The 25970-nt window shown below is 62.8% G+C and carries 25 protein-coding genes; 10 read left to right on the top strand and 15 right to left on the bottom strand.

Annotated elements, in window-relative coordinates:
• Nucleotides 1–17 precede the first annotated feature (17 nt).
• Nucleotides 18–2537 carry a bifunctional diguanylate cyclase/phosphodiesterase gene (locus ATY76_RS15060; protein ID WP_245309957.1) on the bottom strand — a complete coding sequence of 840 codons (2520 nt, stop codon included), beginning with the start codon at nucleotides 2535–2537 and terminating at the stop codon, nucleotides 18–20.
• A 254-nt stretch (nucleotides 2538–2791) separates the two neighbouring features.
• On the opposite strand from ATY76_RS15060, the gene ATY76_RS33245 reads away from it, so the two are divergent.
• The 7 genes from ATY76_RS33245 (at nucleotide 2792) to ATY76_RS15030 (ending at nucleotide 10295) form a co-directional block, all read left to right on the top strand.
• Nucleotides 2792–3055, top strand: coding sequence for a hypothetical protein (locus ATY76_RS33245; RefSeq protein WP_141105021.1), 264 nt, complete (start codon nucleotides 2792–2794; stop codon nucleotides 3053–3055).
• 543 nt (nucleotides 3056–3598) lie between these two features.
• On the top strand, nucleotides 3599–5707 hold the full coding sequence (locus ATY76_RS15055) for an EAL domain-containing protein (protein WP_088675545.1): 2109 nt from the start codon (nucleotides 3599–3601) through the stop codon (nucleotides 5705–5707).
• A 37-nt stretch (nucleotides 5708–5744) separates the two neighbouring features.
• Complete coding sequence (locus ATY76_RS15050; RefSeq protein ID WP_088675544.1) at nucleotides 5745–6995, top strand: ABC transporter substrate-binding protein; 1251 nt, start codon at nucleotides 5745–5747, stop codon at nucleotides 6993–6995.
• Between the two features lie 184 nt (nucleotides 6996–7179).
• Nucleotides 7180–8535 (top strand): TadE/TadG family type IV pilus assembly protein, encoded by a 1356-nt coding sequence (locus ATY76_RS15045; protein ID WP_088675543.1) that lies wholly within the window; start codon nucleotides 7180–7182, stop codon nucleotides 8533–8535.
• Nucleotides 8532–9062, top strand: coding sequence for a TadE/TadG family type IV pilus assembly protein (locus ATY76_RS15040; protein ID WP_088675542.1), 531 nt, complete (start codon nucleotides 8532–8534; stop codon nucleotides 9060–9062). The genes ATY76_RS15045 and ATY76_RS15040 overlap by 4 nt, the downstream gene beginning before the upstream one ends.
• A gap of 1 nt (nucleotide 9063) precedes the next feature.
• Nucleotides 9064–9648: a TadE/TadG family type IV pilus assembly protein gene (locus ATY76_RS15035; RefSeq protein ID WP_088675541.1), complete on the top strand. Its 585-nt coding sequence runs from the start codon at nucleotides 9064–9066 to the stop codon at nucleotides 9646–9648.
• Between the two features lie 125 nt (nucleotides 9649–9773).
• A complete protein-coding gene (locus ATY76_RS15030) occupies nucleotides 9774–10295 on the top strand; it encodes a hypothetical protein (RefSeq protein ID WP_190233661.1) in 522 nt (173 codons plus the stop codon).
• Between the two features lie 65 nt (nucleotides 10296–10360).
• Here ATY76_RS15030 and ATY76_RS15025 read toward each other — a convergent pair whose 3' ends face one another.
• Both ATY76_RS15025 and ATY76_RS15020 read right to left on the bottom strand, forming a co-directional pair.
• Complete coding sequence (locus ATY76_RS15025; RefSeq protein ID WP_088675540.1) at nucleotides 10361–11212, bottom strand: hypothetical protein; 852 nt, start codon at nucleotides 11210–11212, stop codon at nucleotides 10361–10363.
• A gap of 103 nt (nucleotides 11213–11315) precedes the next feature.
• On the bottom strand, nucleotides 11316–12368 hold the full coding sequence (locus ATY76_RS15020; RefSeq protein ID WP_190233660.1) for a proline racemase family protein: 1053 nt from the start codon (nucleotides 12366–12368) through the stop codon (nucleotides 11316–11318).
• A gap of 177 nt (nucleotides 12369–12545) precedes the next feature.
• Between ATY76_RS15020 and ATY76_RS15015 the strand changes: the two genes are divergently transcribed.
• The gene (locus ATY76_RS15015; RefSeq protein WP_088675538.1) at nucleotides 12546–13547 is read left to right on the top strand and encodes an Ldh family oxidoreductase; all 1002 of its coding nucleotides are present in this window, start codon (nucleotides 12546–12548) and stop codon (nucleotides 13545–13547) included.
• A 4-nt stretch (nucleotides 13548–13551) separates the two neighbouring features.
• Here ATY76_RS15015 and ATY76_RS15010 read toward each other — a convergent pair whose 3' ends face one another.
• The 11 genes from ATY76_RS15010 to ATY76_RS14960 all read right to left on the bottom strand — a co-directional run bounded on the left by ATY76_RS15010 (nucleotide 13552) and on the right by ATY76_RS14960 (nucleotide 23641).
• Nucleotides 13552–14229, bottom strand: coding sequence for a GntR family transcriptional regulator (locus ATY76_RS15010; protein WP_088675537.1), 678 nt, complete (start codon nucleotides 14227–14229; stop codon nucleotides 13552–13554).
• A 78-nt stretch (nucleotides 14230–14307) separates the two neighbouring features.
• Nucleotides 14308–15063, bottom strand: coding sequence for an SDR family NAD(P)-dependent oxidoreductase (locus ATY76_RS15005; RefSeq protein WP_088675536.1), 756 nt, complete (start codon nucleotides 15061–15063; stop codon nucleotides 14308–14310).
• Between the two features lie 11 nt (nucleotides 15064–15074).
• Nucleotides 15075–15839 carry an SDR family oxidoreductase gene (locus tag ATY76_RS15000; RefSeq protein ID WP_088675535.1) on the bottom strand — a complete coding sequence of 255 codons (765 nt, stop codon included), beginning with the start codon at nucleotides 15837–15839 and terminating at the stop codon, nucleotides 15075–15077.
• Nucleotides 15840–15847: 8 nt separating this feature from the next.
• Nucleotides 15848–16882 (bottom strand): proline racemase family protein, encoded by a 1035-nt coding sequence (locus ATY76_RS14995; RefSeq protein ID WP_088675534.1) that lies wholly within the window; start codon nucleotides 16880–16882, stop codon nucleotides 15848–15850.
• Nucleotides 16879–18369: an aldehyde dehydrogenase family protein gene (locus tag ATY76_RS14990; protein ID WP_088676053.1), complete on the bottom strand. Its 1491-nt coding sequence runs from the start codon at nucleotides 18367–18369 to the stop codon at nucleotides 16879–16881. The genes ATY76_RS14995 and ATY76_RS14990 overlap by 4 nt, the downstream gene beginning before the upstream one ends.
• Nucleotides 18370–18403: 34 nt before the next feature.
• Nucleotides 18404–19642: an FAD-binding oxidoreductase gene (locus ATY76_RS14985; RefSeq protein ID WP_088675533.1), complete on the bottom strand. Its 1239-nt coding sequence runs from the start codon at nucleotides 19640–19642 to the stop codon at nucleotides 18404–18406.
• A 59-nt stretch (nucleotides 19643–19701) separates the two neighbouring features.
• Nucleotides 19702–20580 carry a 4-hydroxy-tetrahydrodipicolinate synthase gene (dapA, locus tag ATY76_RS14980; protein ID WP_088675532.1) on the bottom strand — a complete coding sequence of 293 codons (879 nt, stop codon included), beginning with the start codon at nucleotides 20578–20580 and terminating at the stop codon, nucleotides 19702–19704.
• Nucleotides 20581–20609: 29 nt separating this feature from the next.
• Complete coding sequence (locus ATY76_RS14975) at nucleotides 20610–21278, bottom strand: amino acid ABC transporter permease (protein ID WP_190233659.1); 669 nt, start codon at nucleotides 21276–21278, stop codon at nucleotides 20610–20612.
• Nucleotides 21279–21287: 9 nt separating this feature from the next.
• The gene (locus ATY76_RS14970) at nucleotides 21288–21950 is read right to left on the bottom strand and encodes an amino acid ABC transporter permease (RefSeq protein ID WP_088675531.1); all 663 of its coding nucleotides are present in this window, start codon (nucleotides 21948–21950) and stop codon (nucleotides 21288–21290) included.
• A 12-nt stretch (nucleotides 21951–21962) separates the two neighbouring features.
• Complete coding sequence (locus ATY76_RS14965) at nucleotides 21963–22745, bottom strand: amino acid ABC transporter ATP-binding protein (protein WP_088675530.1); 783 nt, start codon at nucleotides 22743–22745, stop codon at nucleotides 21963–21965.
• Nucleotides 22746–22807: 62 nt separating this feature from the next.
• Nucleotides 22808–23641, bottom strand: a complete 834-nt coding sequence (locus tag ATY76_RS14960; protein ID WP_088675529.1) for a transporter substrate-binding domain-containing protein — start codon at nucleotides 23639–23641, stop codon at nucleotides 22808–22810.
• Nucleotides 23642–23840: 199 nt separating this feature from the next.
• Between ATY76_RS14960 and ATY76_RS14955 the strand changes: the two genes are divergently transcribed.
• Both ATY76_RS14955 and ATY76_RS14950 read left to right on the top strand, forming a co-directional pair.
• Entirely contained in the window at nucleotides 23841–24560 is a 720-nt protein-coding gene (locus tag ATY76_RS14955; protein WP_010031835.1) for a GntR family transcriptional regulator, read from the top strand.
• Nucleotides 24561–24564: 4 nt separating this feature from the next.
• Nucleotides 24565–25344, top strand: coding sequence for a pyrroline-5-carboxylate reductase (locus ATY76_RS14950; RefSeq protein WP_088675528.1), 780 nt, complete (start codon nucleotides 24565–24567; stop codon nucleotides 25342–25344).
• A 6-nt stretch (nucleotides 25345–25350) separates the two neighbouring features.
• On the opposite strand, the gene ATY76_RS14945 is transcribed toward ATY76_RS14950, so the two are convergent.
• Nucleotides 25351–25899, bottom strand: a complete 549-nt coding sequence (locus ATY76_RS14945; protein ID WP_064696882.1) for a cupin domain-containing protein — start codon at nucleotides 25897–25899, stop codon at nucleotides 25351–25353.
• Between the last annotated feature and the right edge of the window lie 71 nt (nucleotides 25900–25970).

Raw genomic sequence — 25970 nt, 5'->3', positions numbered from 1 at the left:
TTGACGCACGGACGCGCTCACCCGCGAGGCCACACCTCGCCCGGGCTGGAGCCGCCGGCCGGAGAGCGCAGCCGCAGGGCGATGATCTCAGCTTTCGGCACGGCTCTGCTGTAGAGAAACCCTTGCGCCGAGCCGCATCCGTTGGCGGCGAGGAAGGCCGCCTGCTCGGCGGTTTCGACGCCTTCCGCCACGACATTCTGCCCGAGACAGCGGGCGATGGAGAGGATCGCCTTGACGAGCTCCTCGTTGCGCCGGTCGGCGCTGTTGATGAATGATCGGTCGATCTTCAGCGTGTCGATCGGAAAGCGCGCCAGGTAGTTCAGCGCCGAATAGCCGGTGCCGAAATCGTCGATGGCGATCGAAAATCCCATGCCGCGAAGTTCGGAGAGCGTCTGCAGCGTCTCGTCCTTCTGATCCAGGAGAAGGCTTTCGGTGATTTCGATTTCGATCCATTCGGCGCGGCAGCCGGTCGCGTCGAGAATCTCGGCGATCGACTTCACCAGCCCGATGGACTGGAACTGTTTGACCGACAGGTTGACCGCCACCTTGTGCGGCGCCTGGCTGCCGGCATTCAATTCGACCGCAGTCTGGCAGGCCTCGCGCAGAACCCATCGCCCGAGTTCGACGATCAGCCCGGTGTCTTCGGCGACTGGAATGAACCGGTCGGGAGGGATCATGCCCATCTCGGCGTGACGCCATCTCAGCAGCGCTTCGGAGCCGACCATTGCGCCGCTGTCCAGAAGCACCTTCGGCTGGTAGTGCAGCTCCAGCTCTTCGCGTTCGATGGCGCGGCGCAACTCCGATTCCAGCCGCATGCGCTCCTCGGCGCTCGCCGTCAGGTCCTTGGAATAGAAGCTGAAATTGTTTCGTCCCGAGCGCTTGGCGAGATACATCGCCGAGTCGGCATATTTCACCAGATCGTTGGCGTCGGCGCTGTCGCCGGGATAGAGGGCGATGCCGACGCTGCAGGAAATGAAGACCTCCTTGCCATCGAGCAGGAAGCCGCCCTTGAACTTTTCGAGAATGCTGCTGGCGATGCGGCCGAGATCATCGCCTTGCCGGAGATCCGGCAGCAGGATGGCGAACTCGTCGCCGCCGAGACGGGCAACGGTATCGTAATCGCGGACGCTGGCATTGAGACGGGCGGCCGCCTGACAGAGCAATTCGTCGCCGACGGGATGGCCCATCGTATCGTTGACCACCTTGAAATGGTCGATGTCGATCAGCATCACGCCGGCCCGCTGGCCGCGCGACCCTGCCGAGGTGATCATCTGCCGCAGCCGATCGTTGAACAGCGAGCGGTTCGGCAGCGCGGTCAGCGGATCGTAAAAGGCCATCTGGTGGATTTTCTGGCGCGAGGCGTTCAGCTCGGTCACATCGCGCGCGACGCCGAGAACGCCGACGATTTCTCCCGCCGCATCCGTGACCGGCACCTTGCGTGTTTCCAGCAGAATGGATTGGCCGCTCTCCTGCGAAACGACCCATTCCTCGTCGCTGAGGATGCATTCGCCCGCCTTGATCGCCGCCTTGTCCGACTCCTGAAAGAACCGGGCCCTTTCCATATCGAACAGCTCGAAATCCGTCTTTCCGACGACCTCGGCTTCCGTCAGCCCGGTCAGCCGCTCGAAAGTGTGGTTGCACAGCAGGTAGACGCCATTCATGTCCTTGACCCAGATCATGTCGGGCATGGTCTGGAGCACGCTCAGCAACTGCGTCCGCACCGAGTTGATGGCGTCTTCGGCTTGTTTTCGCTCGGTGATATCGCGCGAGAATGCCAGCAGCGTGGTCTCGGCCGTGGGATCGGCGCTCGGCCGCCTGGCCACGGACAGCTCGAACCATCGCGTTTCGCCATTCGGCAAAGCGATGCTGATGCATCGCCCGTAGGCTACTCCGTCCCGGCCAGCCGTGCGAAGAGCCTCCATCGCGATGGCGGCCTGATCGGCTGCAAGCACATCGTTGACCGTCTTGCCGAGCAGCATCTCCTTCTGCTGGGCGAGCAGGTCGGGATTTCGCGTCCAGACCTGGAGATAACGGCCCTCCTCGTCCGCTTCGAACAGAACGTCGGGTATGGCGGTGAGAATACCTTCTGCGAATTCGAGCGCCTTCTTCAGCTCGCGCTCGGCCTGCTTGCGTTCGGTAATGTCGACGACGGCGCCGATCAGGCCGGCCGGAGTGCCGTTTTCGCCCGAGAGCACCGCCTTGTTCCAGACGACATCCCGCACCGCGCCATCTGCGGCGATCATCTTCCTTTCGGAATACTGGGCTCCGCCTCTTTCGAGGAGGGCTTCGTTCTCGATCAGATAGAGTTCAGCCAGATGCTTCGAGTTGAGATCGAAATCCGTTTTCCCGATGATCTCTTCGCGCCCATGACCGCAGAAATCTTCGAAAGCCTTGTTGCAGCCAACATAGCGGCCAGCCGAATTCTTGTAGAACACCGGAAGGGGAAACGGCCCCAGCAGCGCATCGAGAAGCGCTTCCCGGTCGATCGCGGCGTCCTGATGCTCAGCGCCTTTTCCCTCGCCGCCGTGCTTTTCCATCAAGCGGGCAGGCGGCCGAGACGATTGGGACGATGGCTTCGTCATGAATTTACTCACCATGAGCAACAACCAGATGCGTCATCCACCGGCCGAGTATTCTTCCAAGAAGCCGCCCAAGTCATTTGAGAGGCGCGGGTCCGCTGCAATCGAGCACGTCGCTCGGCCGAAACACTGCGGTCAGAAAATTAAAAGATCGCTCTGTCTGCAGAGGTGGTGCAATTTTCGGCGCGCGATACGGATCGTCCGCGCGCAAAGTGGATAGTCATGCCGGCAAAACCGCGGGCGATCGCCCGGTTTTCGCTGCGGCAATCGCCTGTAGGGCATCGGCCGGACGGCTGGAACGCGCGGCCAGCGCAAGCAGTTTCGAAACGGGACAGATTTTTATCCGAAATCCGAACCCTATAGCCAAATCACGACGCTTTCATATCCGATTCCTGCAAGAAACTGGTTTCATTGCCTTTTCGGCAAAAGCATTTACGCTTCTGAAACCAGACCTTCCGCAGTTTGATCATCAATGAGGTGCCGCTTGAACTTCTCCGCCATGACGACGGATCGCAGGACGAGCCAGAATCCGCGCCGTGCGTCAGGGAAGACGGCATAGGCCGAAGGGGGAGGAACATGGTCGATAATTCAGGATCCGCATGACGGCAGCTCTTAACGGCGCGGCGCAACGGCGCCGGCCCTGAAAAACGGAACATTCCCGTCGTTTGACATTCGTAAGGCGCAGACCTGCGCCGGCATTTGCTCGCGGCAAGCGCCGCAAGCGAAGGCGCGCGCTGCCGCGGTTTCAAGAGCTCCCGCGGCAGCGCTGCAGCCGGCGGCGATCGCCAGTAACGGCGCCCATCGGCGGCGCGGTTTCATATTCCCGGCGTGCCAGTGCCCGGCGCGCGGACCAGGGCCATGACGGCCGATCTCTAGGTAAATCATCGTGACGCAACCGTCCGGCGCCAAAACGTGTGGCTCGAAGCCTGCCTGTTGGAAACAGAACAATCTCAAGAACGAGTTCACCGGCGCTGAGGCCGAAAGCAGCTCGGCCGGCTATCTTTCCTGATGGAGCGCGAATGGTGATCGGATCGGATATCGAAGATACGGCGCCGTCAGGCGAGTCCCATTCTTCCGTGGCGAAATATATTCGCTCCATCGGGCGGCACTACGTCGCCGCCGTCGTCGTCATGACGGTTCTGATCGGCGCGACCTTCCTCACGGTCAAGGTGGCCCTCGATCGCCATTCGCTGCAACAGGACATCAGCTATCTCACCGGGCGCCAGTTCATCCGCTTCCAGCAGCTCGCCAACCAGACGCGGGCGGTCATGCGGGCCTCGACCGATCCGAATATGCCGGAATATATCATCCGGCCGATGGTCGAGGACGTTCAAAAGGCGATCGGCGAGATCCGCGCCATGAGCGTCGAGCTGAACGACCTCAACGACAGGGTCGAGGCGAACTTCCTCCAGCGGCTCAACGGGCCGGACCCGGCGGCCGAGAAATTGCGGCTCGAACTCGACGGGCGGCTGGAGGATTTTCTTCATCGCGCCGAACGCGTCGTCTCGGCGAAATTGCAGGAGCGGCGGGAGCGTTACAGCTTCTGGGGGCCGATCGATTTCGCGGTTTCGTCCGACAGCATGCTGATGCGCCAGTTCAGCGCCCTGATCGACAGCGCGCATGACAGGAGCGACGTGAGCATCGATCATACCCGCCTCATCAGCGCCGTGCTCCTCAGCCTGACCGCGGCCACGCTCATTCTGGCAACCCTCATCCTCTTCATACCGCTGCTGGTAAAGCTGCGCACAGAGCACCGCCGGACGCTCGATTTCGAGATCAAGCTCACCCATCTCGCGCACACGGACACGCTGACGGGCCTCGGCAACCGCTCCTCGTTCAACGACGCCTTGAACGGGCTGTTTGCTTCCCTCGAACGGACGGGCGCAGGCTTTTCGATGCTGCTGGTCGATCTCGATTACTTCAAGGCCACCAACGACAGTTTCGGCCATCCGGCAGGCGATGCCGTTTTGAGCCACGTCGCAAAGGCGCTGCAGAAGACCTTCCGCGCCGGCGACGTGGTCTCCCGGCTCGGCGGCGACGAGTTTGCCGCGCTCCTTCCCGGCATTTCGGACGCCGCGACGCTGGAAGGCATTGCCGCGCGCGCCGTTGCCGCCATTGCGGCGGAGTGTCATTTCGAGGGCCGGCTGCTGCCGGTTTCGGCAAGCATCGGCGGCGCCGTCGTTCCCGGCCACGCCGCCGACGAGGCGACCCTCATGCGCATCGCCGACGTGGCGCTCTATGCCGCCAAGGCCAAGCGCAACACGGCCGTCATCTTCGACGAAGCGTCCCTCGCCCAGCGCCTGGAACAGAACCAGCTTGCCGCAGCCCTCGCCTTCGCCGCCGACCGTGACGAGTTCGTCGTCTACTATCAGCAGAAGGTCGACCTGCAGACGGGCAGGCATCTCGGCTTCGAGGCGCTGGTGCGCTGGCGCCACCCGCAGCTCGGCATCCTGCCCCCCGGTCGTTTCCTGCCGCTGATGGAGGGCCACCTGATCCAAAGCATGACGCGCTGCATCGTCAATACGGTCGCGCGCGATCTCAGGGCATGGAAGGCGGCGGGGCTCAGCGCCGGTTCGGTCGCCATCAATCTGCCGGAAGCCCTGCTGGTCAGCCATGACGGCTATGATCTCATCGCCGCCGCGGTCAAGGCGAACCGGCTCGACTGGCGCAATTTCGCGATCGAGGTCACGGAAGACGTGTTTCTCAATCGCGGCGCCAACCAGATCGCCGAAACCATTTCGCGGTTCCGCGAACATGGGGTCTCCGTCTCGCTCGACGATTTCGGCACCGGCTTTGCCTCGCTCGTGCATCTGCGCGACTTCCCCTTCGACGAGCTCAAGATCGACCGCAGCTTCGTTGCCGAAATCGGCAAGGACGTCCGCTCGGAACAAATCATCAGGGCGATCATCGATCTCGCCCGCAACCTCGGCAAGAGATGCGTTGCGGAAGGCATCGAAGAAGAAGTGCAGCGCGGCTTCCTTCTGAACGCCGGCTGCGAGACCGGCCAGGGTTATCTGTTCGCCAAGCCGGAACCGGCTTCGGTGGCGACCGAACGATTGCTGCGCCGTCCGGCGGCGCGGGAAGTAACGGGGCGGTCAAGAAAGTTGCGGGCTGATGCCGTCTCCTGAGCGGGAGCGGGATCAATCAATCAAAAGAGGGCAAGACATGAAACGGACAATCAAACTTGCATGGCTTGCCGCGGCTTTGGCGGCCGCAGCTCCTGCGGCATCAGCTTCTGCGGAACAAGGCATGGCAGTCGATGTCGCGCATTTCTGGGTGTCGAAAAGCGAGTCTGCCGCGCTCGACGTCTTCCGCAAGGCCTGGGCGGCGGCCGGCAACCAGTGGGCCGACATGCCGGCGGAAAATAAGGTCGCCGTCCAGCGCGCGGTGAGCGATCGCATCGCCAACGGATACGCGCCGGCAGTCATGCAATGGAATGCGAACGAAGGATCGCGCGAACTGCCGGAGATGGGCATCGTGCAGGATATCGACGATGTCGCCGAGGCGGATCACTGGCGGGACGTCATTCCCGCGACGGTTCTCGACCGCATCTCCTACAAGGGAAAGGTCTACTTCGCCCCGACCAACATCCACGCCGAAAACTGGCTCTGGACGAGCACGGCGGCATTTGCCGAAGCGGGCGTGAAGACACCGCAGTCCTGGGACGAGATCTTTGAGGCGGCCGAAAAGATCAAGGCGACGGGACGCGTGCCGATCGCGCTCGGCGGCAAGCGGTGGGAGGTGTCGCTCATCTTCAACGACATCGTCTATCACAAGTTCGGTCCGGAAGGTTATGCCCGTATGATAAGCGGCGATGCCGCGCTGGTGCAGGATCCGCGCATGATCGAAGCCCTGGACCTGCTGCAGCGTCTGTCCGATTATGTCGAACCTTTCGAGAAGCGCAAGGACAAGACCTGGGCCGATGCAACGGCGGCTGTCGGCCAGGGCACGGCCGGCATGCAGTTCATGGGCGACTGGGCCAAGGGCGAGCTTGCGGCGCGCGGCTACAGCGCCGACAAGGACTTCGATTGCAGCCTCGTTCCCGGCACCTCGATCGCCTATTTCATGGTGGTCGATGCCTTTGCCTTCCCGCTTACCAATCGCGACGGCGCGACGCAGGCGCAGCAGGCTTTCGCCCGCATGGTGCTCGATCGCGACAATCAGGTGGCGTTCAGCCGGATCAAGGGATCGCTGCCGGTGCGCACCGACGTCGATCCAGCCGGGCTCGATCGCTGCGGCAAGCTCGGGCTGGAGATGATCAAGGCCAGGAAGGGTGAAGTCAGCGCCCAATCGCAGGCGATGCCGACCCAGATGTCGGAGGGCTGGATTGCCGTGATCGGCGACTTTTTCAACGACCGGACCATGTCTTCGCAAGACGTTCAAAAACGCCTGCACGACCTGCTGATGCAGCGCTGAGGGGAGGCTCGGCGCGCAGATGCGGCGATGCGCGAATATCCAGAAGTCGCAGACATGTCCGAAACGCGCAGCAAACAACGGGCTGGCGGCCTGGTTTTCCAGGGAACCGGGGAAATTAACAAACCCTCAAGTTTTCCGGATACATCTTGCTTTTGCTATTTTTTCTTTTGCGCAACGGTGTTTTTTGAAGTCGGCCCTTTCATCCTCACGTGATCGAATTGCAAGCGCCCTTCGCGGCCTCGGAAGGGCGAGGGGCGGCAACGTCGCGATCGTCGTCGCCCTCAGCCTCGTGCCGATGCTCGTCGCGGTCGGCGCGAGCTTCGACTACATTCGCAGCTACAATGTCCGGCAGCGAATGCAGAGCGACCTTGACGCGGCCCTGATCGCCGCGGTCAAGCAGATCAACAACGCCGAGGACACCGACGCCCTCAAGACGAAGGTTTCCGACTGGTTCCACTCGCAGGTGGACAACAGCTACACGCTCGGTGAAATCGACATCGATACCGCCAATCACAACATCACGGCGACGGCGAGCGGCACCGTTCCCACAACCTTCATGAAGATCGCCAACATCGATACCGTCGATGTCAGCGTGGCGAGCGCCGTCAAGGGGCCGGCCACCTCCTATCTCAACGTCTATATCGTCATCGACACCTCGCCCTCGATGTTGCTGGCGGCAACGACATCGGGCCAGGCGACGATGTATGCCGGCATCAAATGCCAGTTCGCCTGCCACACCGGCGACGCGCACACCATCGGCAAGAAGACATATGCCAACAACTACGAATACAGCTCGGAAAAGAAGATAAAGCTGCGTGCCGACGTCGCCGGCGACGCCGTGCGCGAAGTGCTCGACATGATCGACGAATCCGACGCCAATCATGAACGGATCAAGATCGGGCTCTATAGCCTCGGAGATACGCTCACGGAAGTTCTGACCCCGACGCTGAGCACGGATACGGCGCGCACCCGCCTGGCTGACGCGAGCTACGGCCTTACCAGCGCGACCTCGAAGGCCGCCACCTATTTCGATGTATCGCTTGCGACGCTCAAGCAGAAAGTCGGTGCCGGAGGGGATGGAACTTCCTCAGGCTCGCCGCTCAAGCTGGTTCTGCTGCTGACGGACGGCGTGCAGTCGCAACGCGAATGGGTAACCGACGGCGTAAACAAGAACAGGACGTACGGGGCATACTGGAACAAGGTGGCGCCGCTCAATCCCGAATGGTGCGGCTATCTCAAGAACCAATCCAACACGATGGCGGTGCTCTACACCGAATATCTGCCGATCACCTCGGACTGGGGCTATAACGCGACCGTCGGCTCGACCATGGCCAGCGCCAACTGGAAGAACACGTGGGGCGGCACCATGGACAGCGGCGTTTCGAGCAGCATTACGAGACGCGATTACATCCCCTATGCGCTTGCCGGCTGCGCATCATCGAAGAGCCTGTTCATCTCGGCATCGTCATCCTCGGAAATCACGGCCGGTCTGTCGACGCTCTTCACCCAGTATCTCTCTTCCGTCCGGCTGACCCAATGACCGAAAGAAAACGCTTTGCGCCGTTTCGCCGCCTGCTCGGCGATCGCAAGGGGGTGGCCGCGATCGAGTTTGCGATCCTGGCGCTGCCGCTCTTCATCATGATATTCGGCATCATCGAAGTGTCGCTGATGTTCTTCGTCAATTCCTCGCTCGACGCTTCGGTTCACAAGATCTCCCGGATGATCCGCACCGGGGAGGTCGCGTCATCAAAGATCACATTGAACAGCTTCAAGGCCAAGATCTGCGACGACATGTTTCTCGCTTTCAGCTGTTCCAGCGGTCTCGTCGTCAAGGTCAGCGTGCTTTCCGACCTGTCATCCGCCGCCAGCACCGATCCCATCAACAACAGCGGCAAGCTCGCCGTCACCGAGACCTACGATATCGGCAAGGGCAGCGACTACATCCTGGTGCAGGCATTCCTGCCCTGGGAAGCCACCGTCAATTTCTTCAGCCTGTCGAGCGCCAAGCTTTCCGACGGCCGATATCTCCTCGGATCGTCCGCTCTGTTCCGCAACGAGCCTTTCTGACATGATCATGAAACGGAGCCTCGCTTTCCTCGCCTTCGTCAGCTCCCGCATCCGCCGGCTCGCACGCGACCGTACGGCCGCTTCGGGCGTCGAATTCGCATTGGTGCTGCCGATCCTCATCATGCTGCTGTTCGGCACCGTCGATCTCGGCCATGCCCTCACCGTCAGCCGCAAGATAGACGAGATCGCGTCCAGCACAGGCGATATGATCGCCCAGCAGAGCACCTGGACGAAGACCGACGTCACCAAGCTTCTCTCCGGCGCGAGCTTCATCCTGCAGCCCTATGACACCACCGGGCTGACGATCACGGTCACGGTCAACGATGTCGACAATAGCGGCAAGGCGACCGTCAACTGGTCGGCCGCGTTCAACACCTCGTCGCTCGCTTCCGGCACGGCAAGCGCCATCGACATACCGAAAAAGATACAGGAAACCGGCGTGCAGGTGGTGCTGACCCGCGTGGAATACACGTTGACGACACCGGTTTCGGCGTTCTTTTCGAATTTCACCGGACAGAACGGCTACGGCTTCGACCATCATTTCTTCAATCGCCCTAGGGTCAGCGACACGATCAAATACAATTGAGCCGCAGGCTCGGTGACATTCTGACCGTTGTCGCCGGCGCGACAATGGTGCATTGCTTCGGCCATTTGGCGGATCGGCTTTTCCAGGGAATCGCAATGCATCATCGTGACTATGAAGGACGTGAAATGACGGTAGGAAAAGCTTGCCGCGCCATACGGAAACTGCCTGCCATCGCGCCGATCGTGCTGGCCGCGATCGTGAGTTTCCATGCGCCTTCAAGGGCGGCGCAAGCCGATCTTCACTGGTCGCAGGACCCGGCCAGCCATTGCAGCTTCGTGGCGCCGGCCTCCCTGACGACAGGACCAACCTTCTGGATCGGCGCATGCGTCGACGGAAAGGCGTCGGGTGAAGGCATGCTGCGCCGGCGCGACGGCGACAAGGCGGGGGCTGCCTTCTTCGGCCGGATGAAGGACGGGACTCCCGAGATCGGCGTCGTCGATCTGACCGACGGATACAGGGCCGGCAACTTCAGCGACGGCGACATCGGCGGACAAGCCGATCCCGACCCGCAGGAGAGGATAGACGCCTTTCGCATCGCGGCCGAGGCGGCGCGGATGGTCGGCGCCAAATATGCCGCCGAGAAGAATGCGGGATCTGCCCGCCATTACGAAGAACTCGCCAAGACCCTGGAACAGCAGAACGATTGAGCGGCGGTATATGAGCGAGACGCTGCAGCGGCGATATCACTCCAGCCTATACTAAGCCGCGAGCCTCACCCGGCGAGCTTGACGGTACCGTAGGGATTGAACTTGAACTCGTCCATTTCATAGGTGGACTTGAAGGAGAGGCTAGCCCCGCGCGCTTTTAGAGTGGCTTCGAGGCCTTGCCTGGCGATCTCGTCGGCAACGGCGTCCATGATGGCGACGATCTGTCTTTCGCTGCCCGCCGTGTCGGGCACATAGACCTCCGGCAGTCCGACGAGATGGAAGCCGACGCTTTCGAGATATCCGCGCGCCGAGAGCGGCCGCTTGGCGAAGGCCAGACGGTCGATGCGCTGCTCGGCGAGAGTGTCGCCCGCCTTTTGCGCATCGGCGCCTTGCCGGATCAGCGCTCTCCAGCGATCGAGCCCATGCGCGATGCCGGCGCTTTCGCCTTTTACGGCAACCGCGCCCGCATCGATCATCCGTTCGATGAGGCGGAGCGCCACCATCGAAACCTTCACCGTCTCCGCCTGCTCCATGCCCGGCCCGAGGACGTAGAGAACGGATTGATGATCCGCGACGGCCTGCTCGTCCGCCGCGCTCCACGCGTCGGGTTCGACCCGATCCCAGCATACGTCGAAGGATCGGCTCATTCTGTCGTCCGGCTCGCCCTGAGAATAATCCTCATCGACGCTGAAGCCGGCGGCGAAATCGCCGATCGCCTGCGACGCCGCCTCGGACAAGCGGCTGAGATCGCTATCCCTGCCGAGGAAACAGAGGACATGCCTTGGCTTCACCGACGACGCCTCCTCCCGCGTCGTCGTTTCCTCCTTGGTATCAGGGCTGGTTTCCGTGGCGAGGGACGGCTTCCAGCCGATCATCGCCCATAGGGAGCCGAGGAGCGTGCGACGCATGAGCTTCATGAAGCCTTCCGTTCGGTCGAATGTTCATGGCTCAGCCTTGTAAACATTCGAACTCCGAAACGGAAGCAGGATCGTCGCCACAGGCGATGCCGCCTGCCCTTCGTCAGGCCCAGATATCGCCCGGCATGAAGCCTTCGGTGAAAGGATCGTCATTGTCCAGAACGAGCGTGTTCAGGCCGGAGATCCAGCTGGTGCCGGTCAGTGTGGGAACGACGGCGGCCTTGTCGCCGATCCTTGCTTCCTCGACCAGCCTGCCGGTGTAGACATTGCCGAGAATCCCCTGATGCCGGAAATCCTGATGGAGCGGCAGTTCGCCCTTGGCATGCAGAACGGCCATCTTCGCGCAGGTGCCGGTGCCGCAGGGGCAGCGGTCGAGCGCGCCCGTCCAGGTCGCCGGATCGTCCCAGGAGAGATCGCCGGTCGCCATCGTCACCGTATTCTTCCAGTCGGCGTTCGGATCGTCGGTCGGGCCGGAGAGCTGCGAGATCGTGATGCCGACGCCGGGATAGTGCGGATGGGCAACCGGCAATTGCTCGATGGCCGCCTGCCGGATCATCGCGGACACGCGCGCGATCTCGCGCCCATGCGCCGGGATCAGTTCGAGGCCCTTGAACTGGCGGACATCGGCGATGACATAGAACATGCCGCCCCAGCCGACATCGACAGTGACCTTTCCGAGATGCGGCACATCGATGACGGCGTCGAGATGGGCGGCGAATGCCGGCACGTTCTTGAAGGTCACGCTCTTGACCTTGCCATTGCTGCATTCCGCCTTCACGCGGATGAGACCGGCCGGCGCCTCGAGAACCAGCTCGGTGACTGGCTCCTTCATCGGCAGCATGCCCATTTCCAGGAGGACCGTCACCACCGAGATGGTATTGCCGCCGGACATCATCGGATATTCGACCTGCTCCATGATGATATAGCCGGCATCTGCCTCCGGATGACAGGGCGGAACGATGATGTTGCAGCAATGGGCGGGATAACCGCGCGGCTCGCGCAGCATCAGCTTGCGCAGTTGGTCGTCATTGGTCTCCAGCCATTTCATTTTCTCATAGACGGAGTTGCCGGGAATATGCGGCACGCCGCCCGTGATCACGCGCATCGGCGTGCCTGCGTGAGTATCGACCGCGTGGATCGTTCTTTTGAATCCCATGACCATTCTCCTCTGAGGTCGGCTGCGCCATTTGTAGAAATTTCGTATACGATATCATTTATACGAAGTCGCGAGCTTGTCAATCACGATAGTCATGTTTATGAACATAGATGTACATTTTCACCGGAAGCGTCGAAGGCACGGCGGCGAGGGAAACACAAGGATTGGAGATTTGCGATGACGGATGAGGTTCTACTCGAGCGGGCGCAAGCCGAGTCTTTGGCGATGCGGGCCTGCCTGGCAGCGGGTGCCGGGGAAGCCACCGCCCGCTCGCTCGTCGACGCCACATTGTCCGCCATGCTCTATGGTCCTGCGGCGCTCGGCTTTCCGCATATGGTCGATTACCTCGACAGCTTCCGCGAGGGCCGCATCAACTGCGATCCCACGCCGACCTGCGAGAGGCCCTACCCCGCCTTCTTCGTCGCCGATGCCGACCGGGGCATCGCCCAGCTCGGCTTCGACCTTGCCTTCGAGCACCTGGTCGAGGCGGCGCGCACTTTCGGCGTTGCGATCTTCACGCAGACCAACAGCTATACGGCCGGCGAACTCGGCTACTACGTCCGCAGGCTTGCTGGCGAAGGTATCGTCGGCCTCGCCGCCACCAATGCCAATGCCATGGTGGTCGCCAAGGCGGGCGGGCCCGCCGTCTACAGCACCAACCCGATGGCCTTTGGCTTTCCGCTGGGGGAAGGCTCGCTGCCTGTTGTCATCGACCAGGCGTCGAGCGCGACGGCCTACGTCAACATTGTGGCAGCCGCGGCCGAAGGGCGCAGCATTCCGGAGGGATGGGCCGTCGACGAAGCCGGCAAGGACACCCAGGACGCGGCGAAAGCACTTGGCGGCGCGCTGCTTCCCTTCGGCGGGCGCAAGGGCGCCAATGTGGCGCTGATGGTGGAAATGCTGTCCGCAGGCCTCTCCGGCGGCCCCTGGTCCCTGGACACGCCGTCCTTCAGGGAGGGGAGCGCCAGCCCCGCCGTGGGATTGACCGTCGTCGCGATGATGCCCGGGCGCACTGATGATAGCCTGATCGAACGCGCCCGCCGCCAGGCCGGCCGCCTTCAGGAGAAGGGCGTCTTCGTGCCGGGGGTCAGCGGCATCGACCATCCGAGGCCGGCGTCGGAAATGTTGAAAGTGCCGCGCTCGGTCTTCGAGGCCGTCACCAGGGTCGCGGGCGCCTGACGGCTCAGCCGGGCGTCTTCGCGGGGAGATGCTGGAGAAGCGACTGGCAGGCGCTCATGATGTGGGCGTAGAGCAGTTCCGCCGCCGCTTCCTCATCCCGCTTGCGGCACGCTTCGAGAATTTGCCGATGCTCGCGATCGGCGGTCTGCTGGCCGTGCGACAGGGTCAGCTGCACCCGGAGATATCGTTCCAGCCGATCGTTCACCGAGCGGATCGTATTGATGAGGAACGGCCGGCGGGCGTCCTCATAAAGACGGCTATGAAACCGCCAGTTCAGCTCCGACCACCGCGCGACATCCGTTTCATCCGCGAACGCGTCGCAATAGCCCAGCGCCTCTTTGAAGGTCTCTTCCGTCATGTGGGGGATCGAAAGCTTTAAGGCATTGGTTTCCAGGATCGCACGCACCTCGAAGATCTGGGCGATCTCCGGCTCGGAGAGGCTGGTGACGATCGCGCCCTTGTTGCGGTGGAATTCAACCAGGCCTTCGGCCTCCAGCCGCTTCAGCGCCTCCCGGACCGGAATCTTGCTGACGTTGAACAGCCGGGCGACATCGTCCTGGCGGATCGGCTCGCCTTCGTCAAGCGACCCATCGGCGATGGAATCGCGGATGAATTTCAGGATCACATCCGAGGCCGTGGGCGCCTTGCCGAGATTTATCACCTGCGCGGTGTTGAAAGGCATTCCCAGGCTCCTTCTTCCGGAATGAAGATCCCGCCTGGGATATCGTAGACGATCTCCTTGCTCAAGGCCGCTCGCGCTTTAGGCGACGGCCTGCGCTCCGGTGATTTCCACGAGCGAGCCGCACATGAAGGCCGCCTCATCCGATGCGAGGAAGGCGACGAGAGCCGCCACTTCCTCCGGCTTGCCGATGCGGCCATAGGGAACGAGCTTGTCGAGATCGGCGATCGTCCGGCCGGAGCGCTTGACGCCGGCTTCGAGCATCGGCGTGTGAATCTCCCCGGGGCAGACGGCGTTGACGCGCACCTTGTCGGGCGCATAGTCGCGGGCGAGGTTCTGCGTGAAGGCGGCGACGGCGGCCTTGGTCGTGTTGTAGGCGATGTGGTTCGGCGCGGGGTAAAGCCCCCATTGCGAGGCCGTATTGACGATCGCGCCGCCGCCGGCGGCGATCATATGCGGAAGAGCCGCGCGGCAGAGATGGAACATCGAATCCAGATTGACCGCGAAGCTCAGCTGCCAGTCTTCATCCGAGAGTGACAGCAGGTTGCCGCGCCGGTTGATGCCGGCATTGTTGACGAGCACGTCGAGCCGCCCCTTGATGGCGAAGGCTTTGGCGATGAGCTCGACGCAATCCTCCTTGCGCGAGATGTCGGCCGCAATCGCGACCGCCGAGCCGCCCGCCGCCTCGATAAGCGAAGCGACCTCGCCCGCCGCCTGCGCATTGGCATCGGTCACAACCACGAGGGCGCCTTCATCGGCAAGCCTCTTCGATATGGCAGAGCCGATGCCGCCGCCTCCGCCCGTGACTACCGCAACCTTGCCGTGGAACCTCTTCATGTCGAATCTCCCTATCTGATATAGCTGCCGCCGTTGACGTCGAAGGTCGCCCCATTGACCGATGCCTGCGAAGGGCGAAGCAGGAAGGCGACCAGTTCGGCGATCTCATCCGGCTCGGCCATCTCGCCGATCGGGATGTCGGCGACAGCGGCATCCTTGCCGTGCCTGGCGACGAAATCCTCGGCCATATCGGTGCGCACCCAGCCCGGCGCGATGGAGACGGCGACGACCCCGTCGCGGCCGAAGCTCCTCGCGATCGACTTTGTGAGATTGACGAGCGCCGCCTTCGTCGCACCGTAAGGCATGGCGTCGGCGGCATAGCCGCGCTGCCCGGCGCGGCTGGCAATGTTGACGATCCGCCCGCCGCCATGCTGCTTGAAATGCACCAGCGCTTCCTTGCAAAGATCCGCCGCCGCGAAGAAATTCACCTGAAATTCCTTCTGCCAGGCGGCCCGCCAATCGGAGGCGTCGGCATCGATCGAGATCTCTGTGCGGATGCCCGCATTGTTGACGACAGCATCGATACGCCCCGCCGCCGCGAGCACGTCGCGCCAGAGCGCGAAGGCGCCGTCCGGATTGGAGAGGTCGGCCTGCACGATCAATCCATTTCCGCCAAGCTTGTGAAGCAAGGCTTCCGCGCGCTGCCTGTCGCGCCCGTAATGGATGATCGGACGCGCGCCCTCGGTGGACAGACGCTCGACGATCGCCGCGCCGATCCCGCCCGATGCTCCGGTGACGAGAACGGTCTGGCCGGTCAGAGGTTGAAGATGAGACATGGCGGCTCCTACCTGAGTAAACCGACCTGGGGTCCCCAGGTATCGGACAGCGCAAAACCAGTGGCGAAAGGATCGTCGTCGGAGATGCGAAGCTGTTCACGGCCATAGATGAAGGCCCGGCCTGATATTCTCGGCAGCACGGCGCGGCGGCCGCCGACCTCCGTCTCGCCGATCGCTTCGGCCAAAAACTCGCCGCCGATGATCGACCGCGACGTCCTCATGTCGCCGACGGAAACCTCGCCGCGGGCAAAGAGCGTCGCAAGGTTCGCCGAACTGCCGGTGCCGCAGGGCGAGCGGTCGACACGGCCGGGCTGCAGTGTGGTACAGGTCCTGACAGCGCCATCGGCCTCGCGTCCGCGGAACATCACATAGGCGATCTCGTTGACGCCGCTGAGAACGGGATGGGCGACCGAGACCTGACCTGCGAGCAGCGACTTGAGCTCGATCCCGGCCTCCGCCAGCAGCCGGGCATTGGCAGGCGCGATATCGAGGCCGAGCTGATCGACATCAACGAGCGCATAATAGACGCCGCCGAAGGCGATATCGATCCTGATGCGTCCCCATTTCGGCGTCTCGACCTGCTTGTCCAGCGCCTCGGCAAAGCTCGGCACATTGTCCAGGCTGACGGAGAGGCAGCGGCCATCGCGGCAGGTAGCGCGCGCCACGATCAGGCCGGCAGGCGTGTCCAGGCGAACGACCGTCTCCGGCTCCGATATCGGCACCCGGCCGCTTTCGAGCAGCGCCGTCACCACGCAGATGCAGTTGCTGCCGGACATCGGATGGGCGCGGTCGGCCTGCAACACGATGAAGCCGGCATCGGCACCTGGGCGCGTCGGTGCGACCAACAGGTTCACCGACATGGCGACATTGGCGCGCGGCTCGAAGGTAACGAAGCGGCGCAGGCTGTCGTCCACCGTGTTGATGTGGTTCATCTTGTCGAGCATGGTCGCGCCCGGTATTTCGGGCGCGCCTGCGACGATGACCTTGCCGATCTCGCCCTGGCAATGGACTTGCAGCAGGTCGAGGCTGCGCTCCCAGTTCATTCGGCCGCCTCCGGCTTGATGTACCAGCCCCAGGGATCCTCGCTGACGAAGCGGGTGATCTGCTTGGTCTCGAGATAGTTGTCGAGGCCCCAGCGGCCGAGCTCGCGGCCGATGCCGGATTCCTTGTAGCCGCCCCAGGGCGCTTCGGTGAAGGTCGGCTGCGAGCAATTGATCCAGACGATGCCGGCGCGGAAGGCGGCGGCGACGCGTTCGGCCCTGGCATCGTCCTTCGACATCACGGCGGCCGCAAGGCCGAAGCGGGAATTATTGGCGAGCTCAATCGCCTCCTCCTCGCTCTTGAACGGCCGGATGCAGACGACCGGCCCGAAGATTTCTTCCATCCAGGCGGCGCTGTCGAGCGGAACGTCGGTCAGAACGGTCGGCTGGAGGTAATAGCCCTTGTCAAACCCTTCAGGCCGCGCGCCGCCGCAGGCGACCGTGGCGCCGGCCTGCCGCGCCGCTTCGATCGCCGCGACGACCTGCTCGTGCTGGCGCTTGGAAACCAGCGGCCCGAGGAGCACGCCCTCGTCTAGACCGTTGCCAATCTTGATCTTCTTCGTTTCCTCGATAAGCCGGGCAAGCAGCCGTTCGTAGATCGTATCCTGCACGAGGACCCGCGACGTTGCCGAGCAGACCTGGCCCTGGTTCCAGAAAATGCCGAACATGATCCATTCGACGGCCTTGTCGATATCGGCGTCCTCGAAGACGACGAAGGGCGACTTGCCGCCGAGCTCGAGACTGACGCGCTTGATGTCGCGGGCGGCTGCCGCCATGATCTTCGAGCCGACCGGTCCGGAACCGGTGAAGGCAAGCTTGTCGACCTGCTTGTGATCGATGATCGCCTGGCCGGCGACCGACCCGGCGCCGGTCAAGATATTGAGCACGCCGGCCGGCAGCCCGGCCTCGTCGGCAACCGCCGCCAGTTCAAGCGCCGTCAGCGATGTCAATTCGGCGGGTTTCAGCACCACAGTGCAGCCGGCGGCCAGTGCCGGGGCGACCTTCCAGGCCGCCATCAGCAGCGGATAGTTCCAGGGGATGATCGCGCCGGCGACGCCGAGAGGCTCGCGCACCGCCTTGGAGGTGAAGCGTTGATCGGGAAGCGCGATCGCCTCCTCGGGATTGTTGTCGAGCTGTTCGGCAAGACCCGCATAGAAATCGAAGCAGCCCGCCGCGTCGGCGACGTCCCAGTCGGCCTCCGGAAACGGCTTGCCGTTGTCGAGAACTTCGAGCCGGGCGATCTCGGCCTGGCGGGCGCGGATGCCGTCGGCGATGGCACGGAGATACCTGGCGCGTTGAGCGCCCGTCAGCTTCGGCCAGCCGTCCTTGTCGAAGGCGCGGCGCGCTGCCTTGACGGCGAGATCGACATCCTCGGCCGTTGCCGCCCCGATCGTCTGGATTACCTCTTCCGTTGCCGGGTTGGTCACCGTGCAGGTGCCGCCCTTGACTGGTTTCACCCATTGTCCGTCGATATAGAGTTCGCTTCGCATGTTCACTCCCTTTTGCCTTGCGCCGGCGCCGCTTTCAGAAGCGGCCGACGCGATAGGGTTTCATGTCCACGGGCGGTTCGACGCCCGTGATGAGATCGGCCATCAGACGGCCGGTGGTGGCCGCATAGGTGAGACCGAGATGTCCGTGGCCCGTCGCGTACCAGACATTGCGGCGCTTGGCTGATGGGCCCATGACCGGAACGGTGTCGGGCAGTGCCGGACGATGCCCCATCCATTCCGTCACGCTACGGGGCACCAGATCAGGCAATGCCTCCCGAGCCCGTTTCACCAGGATCTTTGCGCGGCGATAATCCGGCGGAGCGTCGAGGCCGGCCATCTCCACCGTGCCACCGACGCGGATGCCGCCCGCCGTCGGCGTGACCATGAAAGCGCGTGCCGGCCAGATGATCGAATGGCGCATCGAAATGCCGGGTTCCATGATCTGCGTGTGGTAGCCGCGTTCGGTTTCGAGCGGGATGTGTTCGCCGAGCATCTGGGAAAGCCGGGCGGTGAAGGCACCGGCCGCAAGCACGACCTTGTCGGCCGCAAGGCTCCGCCCATCCGCCAGGCGCAGAGCCGAGACGCCGGCCTCGCTCCGTTCGAAGCCGACGACATCACCCTGAACGATCCGGCCGCCGAGCGCCTGGAACTTTTCGGCAAGCGCGGTCACAAGCCTGTACGGATCGGTGATCGAGCGGTTGTCGGGAAAGAGCACCGCCTTGCCAATCTTCGTCGTCAAGGCCGGCTCCAGATCGCGGATGGCGTTTCTGCCGAGGATTTCATGCCGGAAGCCGAAGCGCTCCAGGATTTCGATGTGCTCCCGATCCGCCCGGAACTCGGCGTCGTCGGTATAGAGGCTGAGGCACCCCTCGGCCGTCAGCATGTGGGTCAGGCCGGTCTGCTTGAGTAGGGCGTCCAGATCTTCGTAGACACGGCCGCAGAGCGCAGCGCCGGCCGCCTCCAACTCCCTCAATTTTGAGGGGCGACTGGCGGCGAGGAACCTCAGGAACCAGGGCACCAGCTTCGGCAGGTAGCCGGGCCGGATGCGAACCGGCCCTTCCGGATCGAGCAGCCATTTCGGCATCTGCGCCCAGATGCCGGGCCGCGAAGCCGGCATGAATTCGGTGACGGCAATGCTCGCCATGTTGCCATAGGAGGCGCCCGTGCCGGGGGGCGCCTTGTCGAGCAAGGCGACGCTGTTGCCCCGGCGCTGGAGTTCATAGGCGATGGTGGTGCCGATGATGCCGGCGCCGACGACCACGATGGATGACACGGAAACCTCGCAATTTCAGAGATTTCGAGGCGGCTTGGCCGCCCCGGATCTGTTATCCGTTACCAGTTGAGGATCGGCTCCATCGCCGCCCGGAACTCCGCCTTTTCCTCCGCTGTCAGCTCACCGAGCGGCGCGCGGCACTGCCCGACGGGCAAGCCCTGAAGTTCGCAGCCATACTTGATCTTCTGCACGAACTTGCCGCTTTCGAGGATGTTCATCGCCCGGTAGAGGGTCTTCATCATCTCGCGCGCCCTGCCGAGGTCCCCCGACTTGTAGGTTCGGTCGAGATCGCAGCAGGCCTTGGCCATGCAGTTGGACGGGCCGCAGATCCAGCTTTCCGCGCCCCAGAACATGAAATCGAGCGCGATATCGTCGGAGCCGCTGACGAGCTGGATCTTGCCCTCATAGCGGCTGGCGATGTCGATCGCCCGCTGCAGCACGCCTGAGCTTTCCTTGATGCCGATGACGCGCGGATTGTCGGCAAAATGGTCGATCAGCTCGAAGCTGATGTCCGAGCCATCCTTGGCCGGATAGGAATAGAGGACGAGGTTCACATCGACGGCGCCGAGCACGGCTTCATAATGCTTAACGAGTTCAGCCTGCGTCGGACGGGTATAAAACGGCGGCGCCAGCAGCACGGTGTCGTAGCCGATGTCGCTCGCCATCGCCGTCTGCTCGATCACTTCGCGGGTGGCGGGCGCGTTGGTGCCGGCGATCAGGATTTCGCCCGGCCTGGCAAATTCCTTGACGAACTGCAGCACGTCGCGGCGCTCTTCGCTGGACTGGCTGAAATATTCCCCCGTCGAGCCGTTCGGCACCCAGCCGGTGACGCCTGCCTCGCGCAGATGCGCCAGAAGCTTTTCGAACGTCTTGAAGTCGATCCTGTTGTTCGCGTCGAAGGGAGTGATGAGCGCGGGCATGACGCCGGAAAGTTTCATGAGATGTCTCCTGTCCTGGGAACGGCTGTTTAGATTGCGAGCTTCTTGAGAATGCGTCCCTCGATGAGGGAGACCGCCCGCGTGAGGGGGAAGGCGATGACGAAGTAGATGAGGGCGACCACCGTCAGCACTTCGACGGGGCGGGCGGTATTGTTGGAGATGTTCTGGCCGACGAACATCAGGTCCGCCATGCCGACGGCGGAGACCAGCGCGCTCTCCTTGAACAGGCTGACGCAGTTCGACAGCAGCGTCGGGATTGCCCGCAGCACAGCCTGCGGCAGCACGACATTGACGACCTGGACCCTGTTCGGCAGGCCGAGAGCGACGCAGGCGTCCAGCTGCTCGCGGCCGATGGATTTGAGGCTCGCCCGGAAGGTCTCGCTGGTGATCGCGCCCATATAGAGCGTCAGCGCGATGACGCCTGAAGCCAGGTTCGAAAGTTCGACGCCGAGGAGGAGCGGCAGGCAGAAGAAGATCCAGAAGAGCTGGATCAGAACCGGCGTGCCGCGGAAGAATTCGACATAGGCGCCGGCAGTGGCGCGTAGCGCGAGATTTCGCGACGACCTCGCGAGGCCGACGAGGAAGCCGAGAGAACATCCGAGCACGATGCAGATCAGCGTCAGCTTGATCGTCATCCACAGGCCGAGCAGCAGCGCGTTTTCGAAACGCAGCAGGATCGAGAAATCGAGCGTCATCATGCTGGCCTCCTAGCTGACGAGGATCTGGCGGCGGCGTTCGAGCAGGCCGACGATCTGGGTGATCGGGAAGGACACGGCGAAATAGATCAGCGCCACGACGGTGAAGGTCTCGATCGGCCGGTAAGTCTCCGTTGCCAGCGTCTTGCCCTGGTACATCAGGTCCTGGATCGCCACGATCGCGACCAGCGCGCTCTGCTGGAAGATGACGATGCCATTGGTCAAAAGCACCGGGATCGAGGCGCGGAAGGCCGTCGGGAAGACGATGTAGAGCACCCGCTGCAGCGGATTGAGGCCGAGCGCGATGCCGGCATCGAGCTGCTCGCGCGGCACCGCCTGGATCGCGGCGCGATAGGCTTCGGCGTTGAAAGCCATCAGATTGAGCCCGAGCGCCATGATGCCCATCGTTATCGGATCGAGAAAGACGTCGAACAGCATCGGCACGCAGTAGAAGATCCAGACGATCTGGACGATCGCAGGCGTGCAGCGGAAGAATTCGACGAACAGCATGAAGGGCAGCCGCACGAGCCGGTAGGGGCTCATGATCAAAAGCGCGAGCGCGAAGCCGAAGACGATGCCAATGACATTGGCCGCCGCCGTCAGCTGCAGCGAAACCCACAGGCCCTGCAAGAGCGGCGCAAGCGTGACTGCGTGGAAGTCGAACGTGTAGTTCATGGCCTGCCCCTCCTACTGCTTGATGTGGAAGACGCGGTCGATGAATTCCTTGGTCCGCTCCTCGCGCGGGGCGGCGAGCACCTGCTCGGGCGGGCCGTCCTCGACGACCACGCCGCCGGCGCAGAAGATGACGCGCGAGGCGATGTTCTTGGCGAACCACATATCGTGGGTAACGATCATCATCGGCATGTCCTGGGCGGCGAGCTGCAGGATGACCTGCTCGACCTCGCTGACGAGCTCCGGGTCGAGCGCCGAGGTGACTTCGTCGAACAGCATCAGCTTCGGATCGAGCATCAGCGCGCGGGCGATGGCGACGCGCTGCTTCTGGCCGCCGGAAAGCTGGGCCGGATAGGCATTGGCCTTGGCGCCGAGCCCGAAGCGTTCGAGCAGCGCCTGGGCGCGGGCCGTCGCCTTCGCCTTGGCTTCTCCACGCACCTTGCAGGGCGCCAGGATTAGGTTCTGGGTGACATTCAGATGCGGAAACAGCGTGTAATGCTGAAAGACCATGCCGATCGAGCGGCGGACATCGGTGTCGATCCGGGTCTTCCTGGCCGCGCCGTCGGAGGAAATATAGGGTTTGCCATCGAAGCTGATCGAGCCGCTGTCGATCTGCTCCAGCCCCATCATCACGCGCAGCAGCGTGCTCTTGCCGCCGCCGCTCGGGCCGATGACGACGACGCGCTCGCCGGGCTTCATTTCGATGTCGATGCCTTTCAGCACCTGAATGGCGCCGCTGCCATAGCTTTTATGCAGCGCCTGCATTTTCACGAGGGGAAGGCTGAAGGACGTGGTCATGGCCAATCTCCGGTGATCGAAGCTGGAGGGGGCCGGCGCGATCCCGCACCGGCCCGGCGAGGTTACTTTGCGCCCTTGAGCACGTCGTCGACCGCCTTCTTGATCAACTCGTCGACGTGACCAGTCGCAATCCTCTCCTCAAGGAAGATGTCGACCACCTCGACATCGGCGGCCGAAAGCTGGTGCGGCAGGCCGAAGGAGACGCCCTGTTTGGCGAGCGCCGGCGTCGGGTTGAGTGCCACCGCCCAGTCCGGGTTCGACTGCGTGAAGAGCTGGTTGGTGTCGGAGGCGTCGACCAGGATGTCGGCGCGCTTAGAGGTGACCGCCAGCCGGGTCTCGTCATTGCCGGGTAGGCGCATGATCGTGGCGTTCTTCACTGCTGCCGAGATAGCCTTGTCCTGCGCCGTGCCGGACATGACGGCAAGCGTCACGCCTGCCTTGTCGATATCCGCCACCGAAGCGGCGCCGGCGGCGATCTTCGGATTGTTTTTGTTATAGGCGAGCGAAATCTGGTACTCCATCGCCGGGATCGAGAACTGCACGGCCATGGCGCGTGCCGGCGTGCGGTTGAGCGCCAGCGACACGTCCCATTTGCCGGCCTGCAGACCGGCGACGATATTGTCCCAGGTCGTATCGACGAATTCGGGCTTCACCTTCAGGACATCGGCGAATTCCTTGCAGAGATCGGCAAAGAAGCCGGAATATTCGCCCGTCGCCGGATCGCGCATGACATAGGGCGGTGCGACGGCCGCGCCGCAGCGCAGAACGCCCGCCTTCTGCACGCCCTGCCAGTATCCCTCGGCGGTCTGTGCTTGTGCGGCGGTTGCGGAAAGACCTCCCATCAGGGCGAGCGCGGGCAGCGCCCGCAAGGCGGACGCGATCAACTTCGAAATCATCGGGCATTCCTCTTTTGCTGTGCGCAAAGCGCGCGGTTCCACTCGTCGGCTCAAGCCGTTTCTATTGTTTTTTTGTCGGCTGCGTGTCGACTGCAGGAAATATGTCAACAGCGTGTCGACAAAGTCAAGCGGAAAAATTACATTGCCGACACGCTGTTTTTCTGGCCCAATGGACCGGCGTCTGGAGAAGGGGACTTAAGTGTCTGAAGAATCGGAAGTGAAACGCATCCGCGGGACCGGCTGGAAAAGCGTCTATGAAACGCTGCGCAATGAGATCCTGTCGCTCGCTCTGCCGCCGGGTCAGCTTCTGGACGAGATGACGCTTGCGGAACGCTTCGACATGTCGCGCTCACCGGTGCGCGAAGCCCTGATCCGGCTCGGCGCCGATGAACTGGTGGTGACGCTTTCGAACCGCAGCACGATCGTCGCGCCCATCGAAGTCGCGACCTTTCCCAAATATGTGGAGGCGCTCGACATCGCCCAGCGCATGAACACGCGGCTAGCCGCGGCGCTCCGGACCGAGGCCGACCTGAAGATCATCGCCAAGCGCCTGAAGTCGTTCGAAGCGGCGGTCAAGACGGGCAATCATCTCGCCATGTCGGAAGCCAACAAGGAATTCCACATGGCGATCGCCCATGCCGGCAAGAACCAGTATCTCGCTTCCTTCTACGAGAAGCTCCTGTCGCAGGGCCAGCGCATGCTCCACCTGCATTTCGAATATCTGGAGCGGACTCATGAAGGCTATCTCTTGACCGACGAGCACACGCTGATGCTCGATGCGATCAGGGAGAAGAACGTCGATCTGGCCGACGAGCTCGCTCACGCCCATACGCGCCAGTTCCAGGACAATTTCATCAACTTCATGCGCGAGAACTACACGACGGATGTCGCGCTGGGCCCGCTGCGGGCGGCGGAGTAATCGGATGAAGATCGACAGCATAGGATTCGTCGGCACCGGCGCCATCACCGAAGCCATGGTCCGCGGGTTTCTGGCCGAACCGGCCTATGCCTCGGAGATTCATGTCTCGCCGCGAAGCGCTCACATCGCCGCGACGCTGGCGGCCGAATTCGCCTCGGTCAGAATTGCCGGGAACAATCAGACCGTCGTCGACCGCAGCGACATGGTGTTCCTGGCGATAAGGCCGCAGATTGCCGAGGAGGTCGTGCGCACGCTGTCGTTCCGGACCGGTCAAACGGTCGTCAGCCTCGTCGCGGCGACGGAGCGCCAGGCGCTGCTTGATTGGATTGGCGCCGACGTCAATCTCGTTCAGGCCATTCCCCTGCCCTTCGTCGCGCAGCGCCACGGCGTCACCGCCATCTATCCCGCCAATGCCGCCATCGCGGCGCTGTTCGACACGCTCGGCACGGCCGTCCAGTGTCAGTCGAGGAAGGAGTACGATCTCCTCGCGGCCGCAAGCGCCGTCATGTCGACCTATTTCGGCGTCATGGAATCGATCACTGGCTGGCTGGAAAAGAGCGGTCTCGAAAGGACAAAAGGCCAAGCCTATATCGCCCCGCTCTTTGCAAGCCTGGCGCAGAAGGCCAACAATCCCGGCAACGAACCCTTCAGCGCCCTGAGCCGCGAATTCGCCACCAAGGGCGGCCTCAACGAACAGGTGTTTTCCGACTTTGACAAGAATGGCGGCCTTGCCGCGCTGAATGCTGCGCTCGACGGCGTGCTTGCCCGCATCGAGGGCCGCTGACATCACTCAGAACGTCGGCGGCGTGCAGGCGCTGATGACTTCGCAGGGCACCGGACCGACGCAGCGGAAGCGGTGCGGGCGCCGGCTTTCGAAATAATAGGCATCCCCCGGCCCGAGAATGCGCCGCTCGTCATCGACGGTCACTTCAAGCCTTCCCGACAGCACGATCCCGCCCTCTTCCCCTTCATGGACGAGAGGCACCTTGCCGGTGTCCGCTCCGGGCTGGTAGCACTCCTTGAGGATCTGCAGGCTGCGGCCGAACAGGTTTTCGCCAACCTGCCTGAAGGAAATGGCGCCCTTGCCGATCTCCACCAGTTCCTCGGCCGCATAGAAGGCCTTCCGCGGGCGGTCGGGCTCGAAGGCGAAGAATTCGGCGAGCCCGATCGGAATGCCGTCGAGAATGCGTTTCAAGGCCCCAACCGAAGGGTTGGAGGCGTTCGATTCGATGAGCGAGATCGTCGAATTCGGCACGCCGGTGCGCTTGGCCAATTCGCGCTGGGAAAGCTTATGGGCGATGCGGAGATGGCGAAGGCGGCCGCCGATATCGATAGACATGATGGGCTCGTTGCTGTTGTCCAGAATATCGAAAACATATCCTTCGCTGCCATATATTTCAATGCGTTATG

Source organism: Rhizobium sp. R339 (genome assembly GCF_002211395.1).
Lineage (GTDB): Bacteria > Pseudomonadota > Alphaproteobacteria > Rhizobiales > Rhizobiaceae > Rhizobium.
Note: the sequence above shows the minus strand (reverse complement) of the source record. Positions and strands in the feature narration are given on the sequence as shown.

Coding starts and splice junctions, on each gene's coding strand:
- ATY76_RS15025 (WP_088675540.1), bottom strand. CDS start 11,212: ATGAAGCTCATGCGTCGCACGCTCCTCGGCTCCCTATGGGCGATGATC.
- ATY76_RS14995 (WP_088675534.1), bottom strand. CDS start 16,882: ATGAACTGGGAGCGCAGCCTCGACCTGCTGCAAGTCCATTGCCAGGGC.
- ATY76_RS14960 (WP_088675529.1), bottom strand. CDS start 23,641: ATGATTTCGAAGTTGATCGCGTCCGCCTTGCGGGCGCTGCCCGCGCTC.
- ATY76_RS15050 (WP_088675544.1), top strand. CDS start 5,745: ATGAAACGGACAATCAAACTTGCATGGCTTGCCGCGGCTTTGGCGGCC.
- ATY76_RS15015 (WP_088675538.1), top strand. CDS start 12,546: ATGACGGATGAGGTTCTACTCGAGCGGGCGCAAGCCGAGTCTTTGGCG.
- ATY76_RS15055 (WP_088675545.1), top strand. CDS start 3,599: ATGGTGATCGGATCGGATATCGAAGATACGGCGCCGTCAGGCGAGTCC.
- ATY76_RS15020 (WP_190233660.1), bottom strand. CDS start 12,368: ATGGGATTCAAAAGAACGATCCACGCGGTCGATACTCACGCAGGCACG.
- ATY76_RS15040 (WP_088675542.1), top strand. CDS start 8,532: ATGACCGAAAGAAAACGCTTTGCGCCGTTTCGCCGCCTGCTCGGCGAT.
- ATY76_RS15035 (WP_088675541.1), top strand. CDS start 9,064: ATGATCATGAAACGGAGCCTCGCTTTCCTCGCCTTCGTCAGCTCCCGC.
- ATY76_RS14975 (WP_190233659.1), bottom strand. CDS start 21,278: ATGATGACGCTCGATTTCTCGATCCTGCTGCGTTTCGAAAACGCGCTG.
- ATY76_RS14970 (WP_088675531.1), bottom strand. CDS start 21,950: ATGAACTACACGTTCGACTTCCACGCAGTCACGCTTGCGCCGCTCTTG.
- dapA (WP_088675532.1), bottom strand. CDS start 20,580: ATGAAACTTTCCGGCGTCATGCCCGCGCTCATCACTCCCTTCGACGCG.
- ATY76_RS14945 (WP_064696882.1), bottom strand. CDS start 25,899: ATGTCTATCGATATCGGCGGCCGCCTTCGCCATCTCCGCATCGCCCAT.
- ATY76_RS15010 (WP_088675537.1), bottom strand. CDS start 14,229: ATGCCTTTCAACACCGCGCAGGTGATAAATCTCGGCAAGGCGCCCACG.
- ATY76_RS14990 (WP_088676053.1), bottom strand. CDS start 18,369: ATGCGAAGCGAACTCTATATCGACGGACAATGGGTGAAACCAGTCAAG.
- ATY76_RS15005 (WP_088675536.1), bottom strand. CDS start 15,063: ATGAAGAGGTTCCACGGCAAGGTTGCGGTAGTCACGGGCGGAGGCGGC.
- ATY76_RS15000 (WP_088675535.1), bottom strand. CDS start 15,839: ATGTCTCATCTTCAACCTCTGACCGGCCAGACCGTTCTCGTCACCGGA.
- ATY76_RS15030 (WP_190233661.1), top strand. CDS start 9,774: ATGACGGTAGGAAAAGCTTGCCGCGCCATACGGAAACTGCCTGCCATC.
- ATY76_RS14950 (WP_088675528.1), top strand. CDS start 24,565: ATGAAGATCGACAGCATAGGATTCGTCGGCACCGGCGCCATCACCGAA.
- ATY76_RS15060 (WP_245309957.1), bottom strand. CDS start 2,537: ATGGAAAAGCACGGCGGCGAGGGAAAAGGCGCTGAGCATCAGGACGCC.
- ATY76_RS14965 (WP_088675530.1), bottom strand. CDS start 22,745: ATGACCACGTCCTTCAGCCTTCCCCTCGTGAAAATGCAGGCGCTGCAT.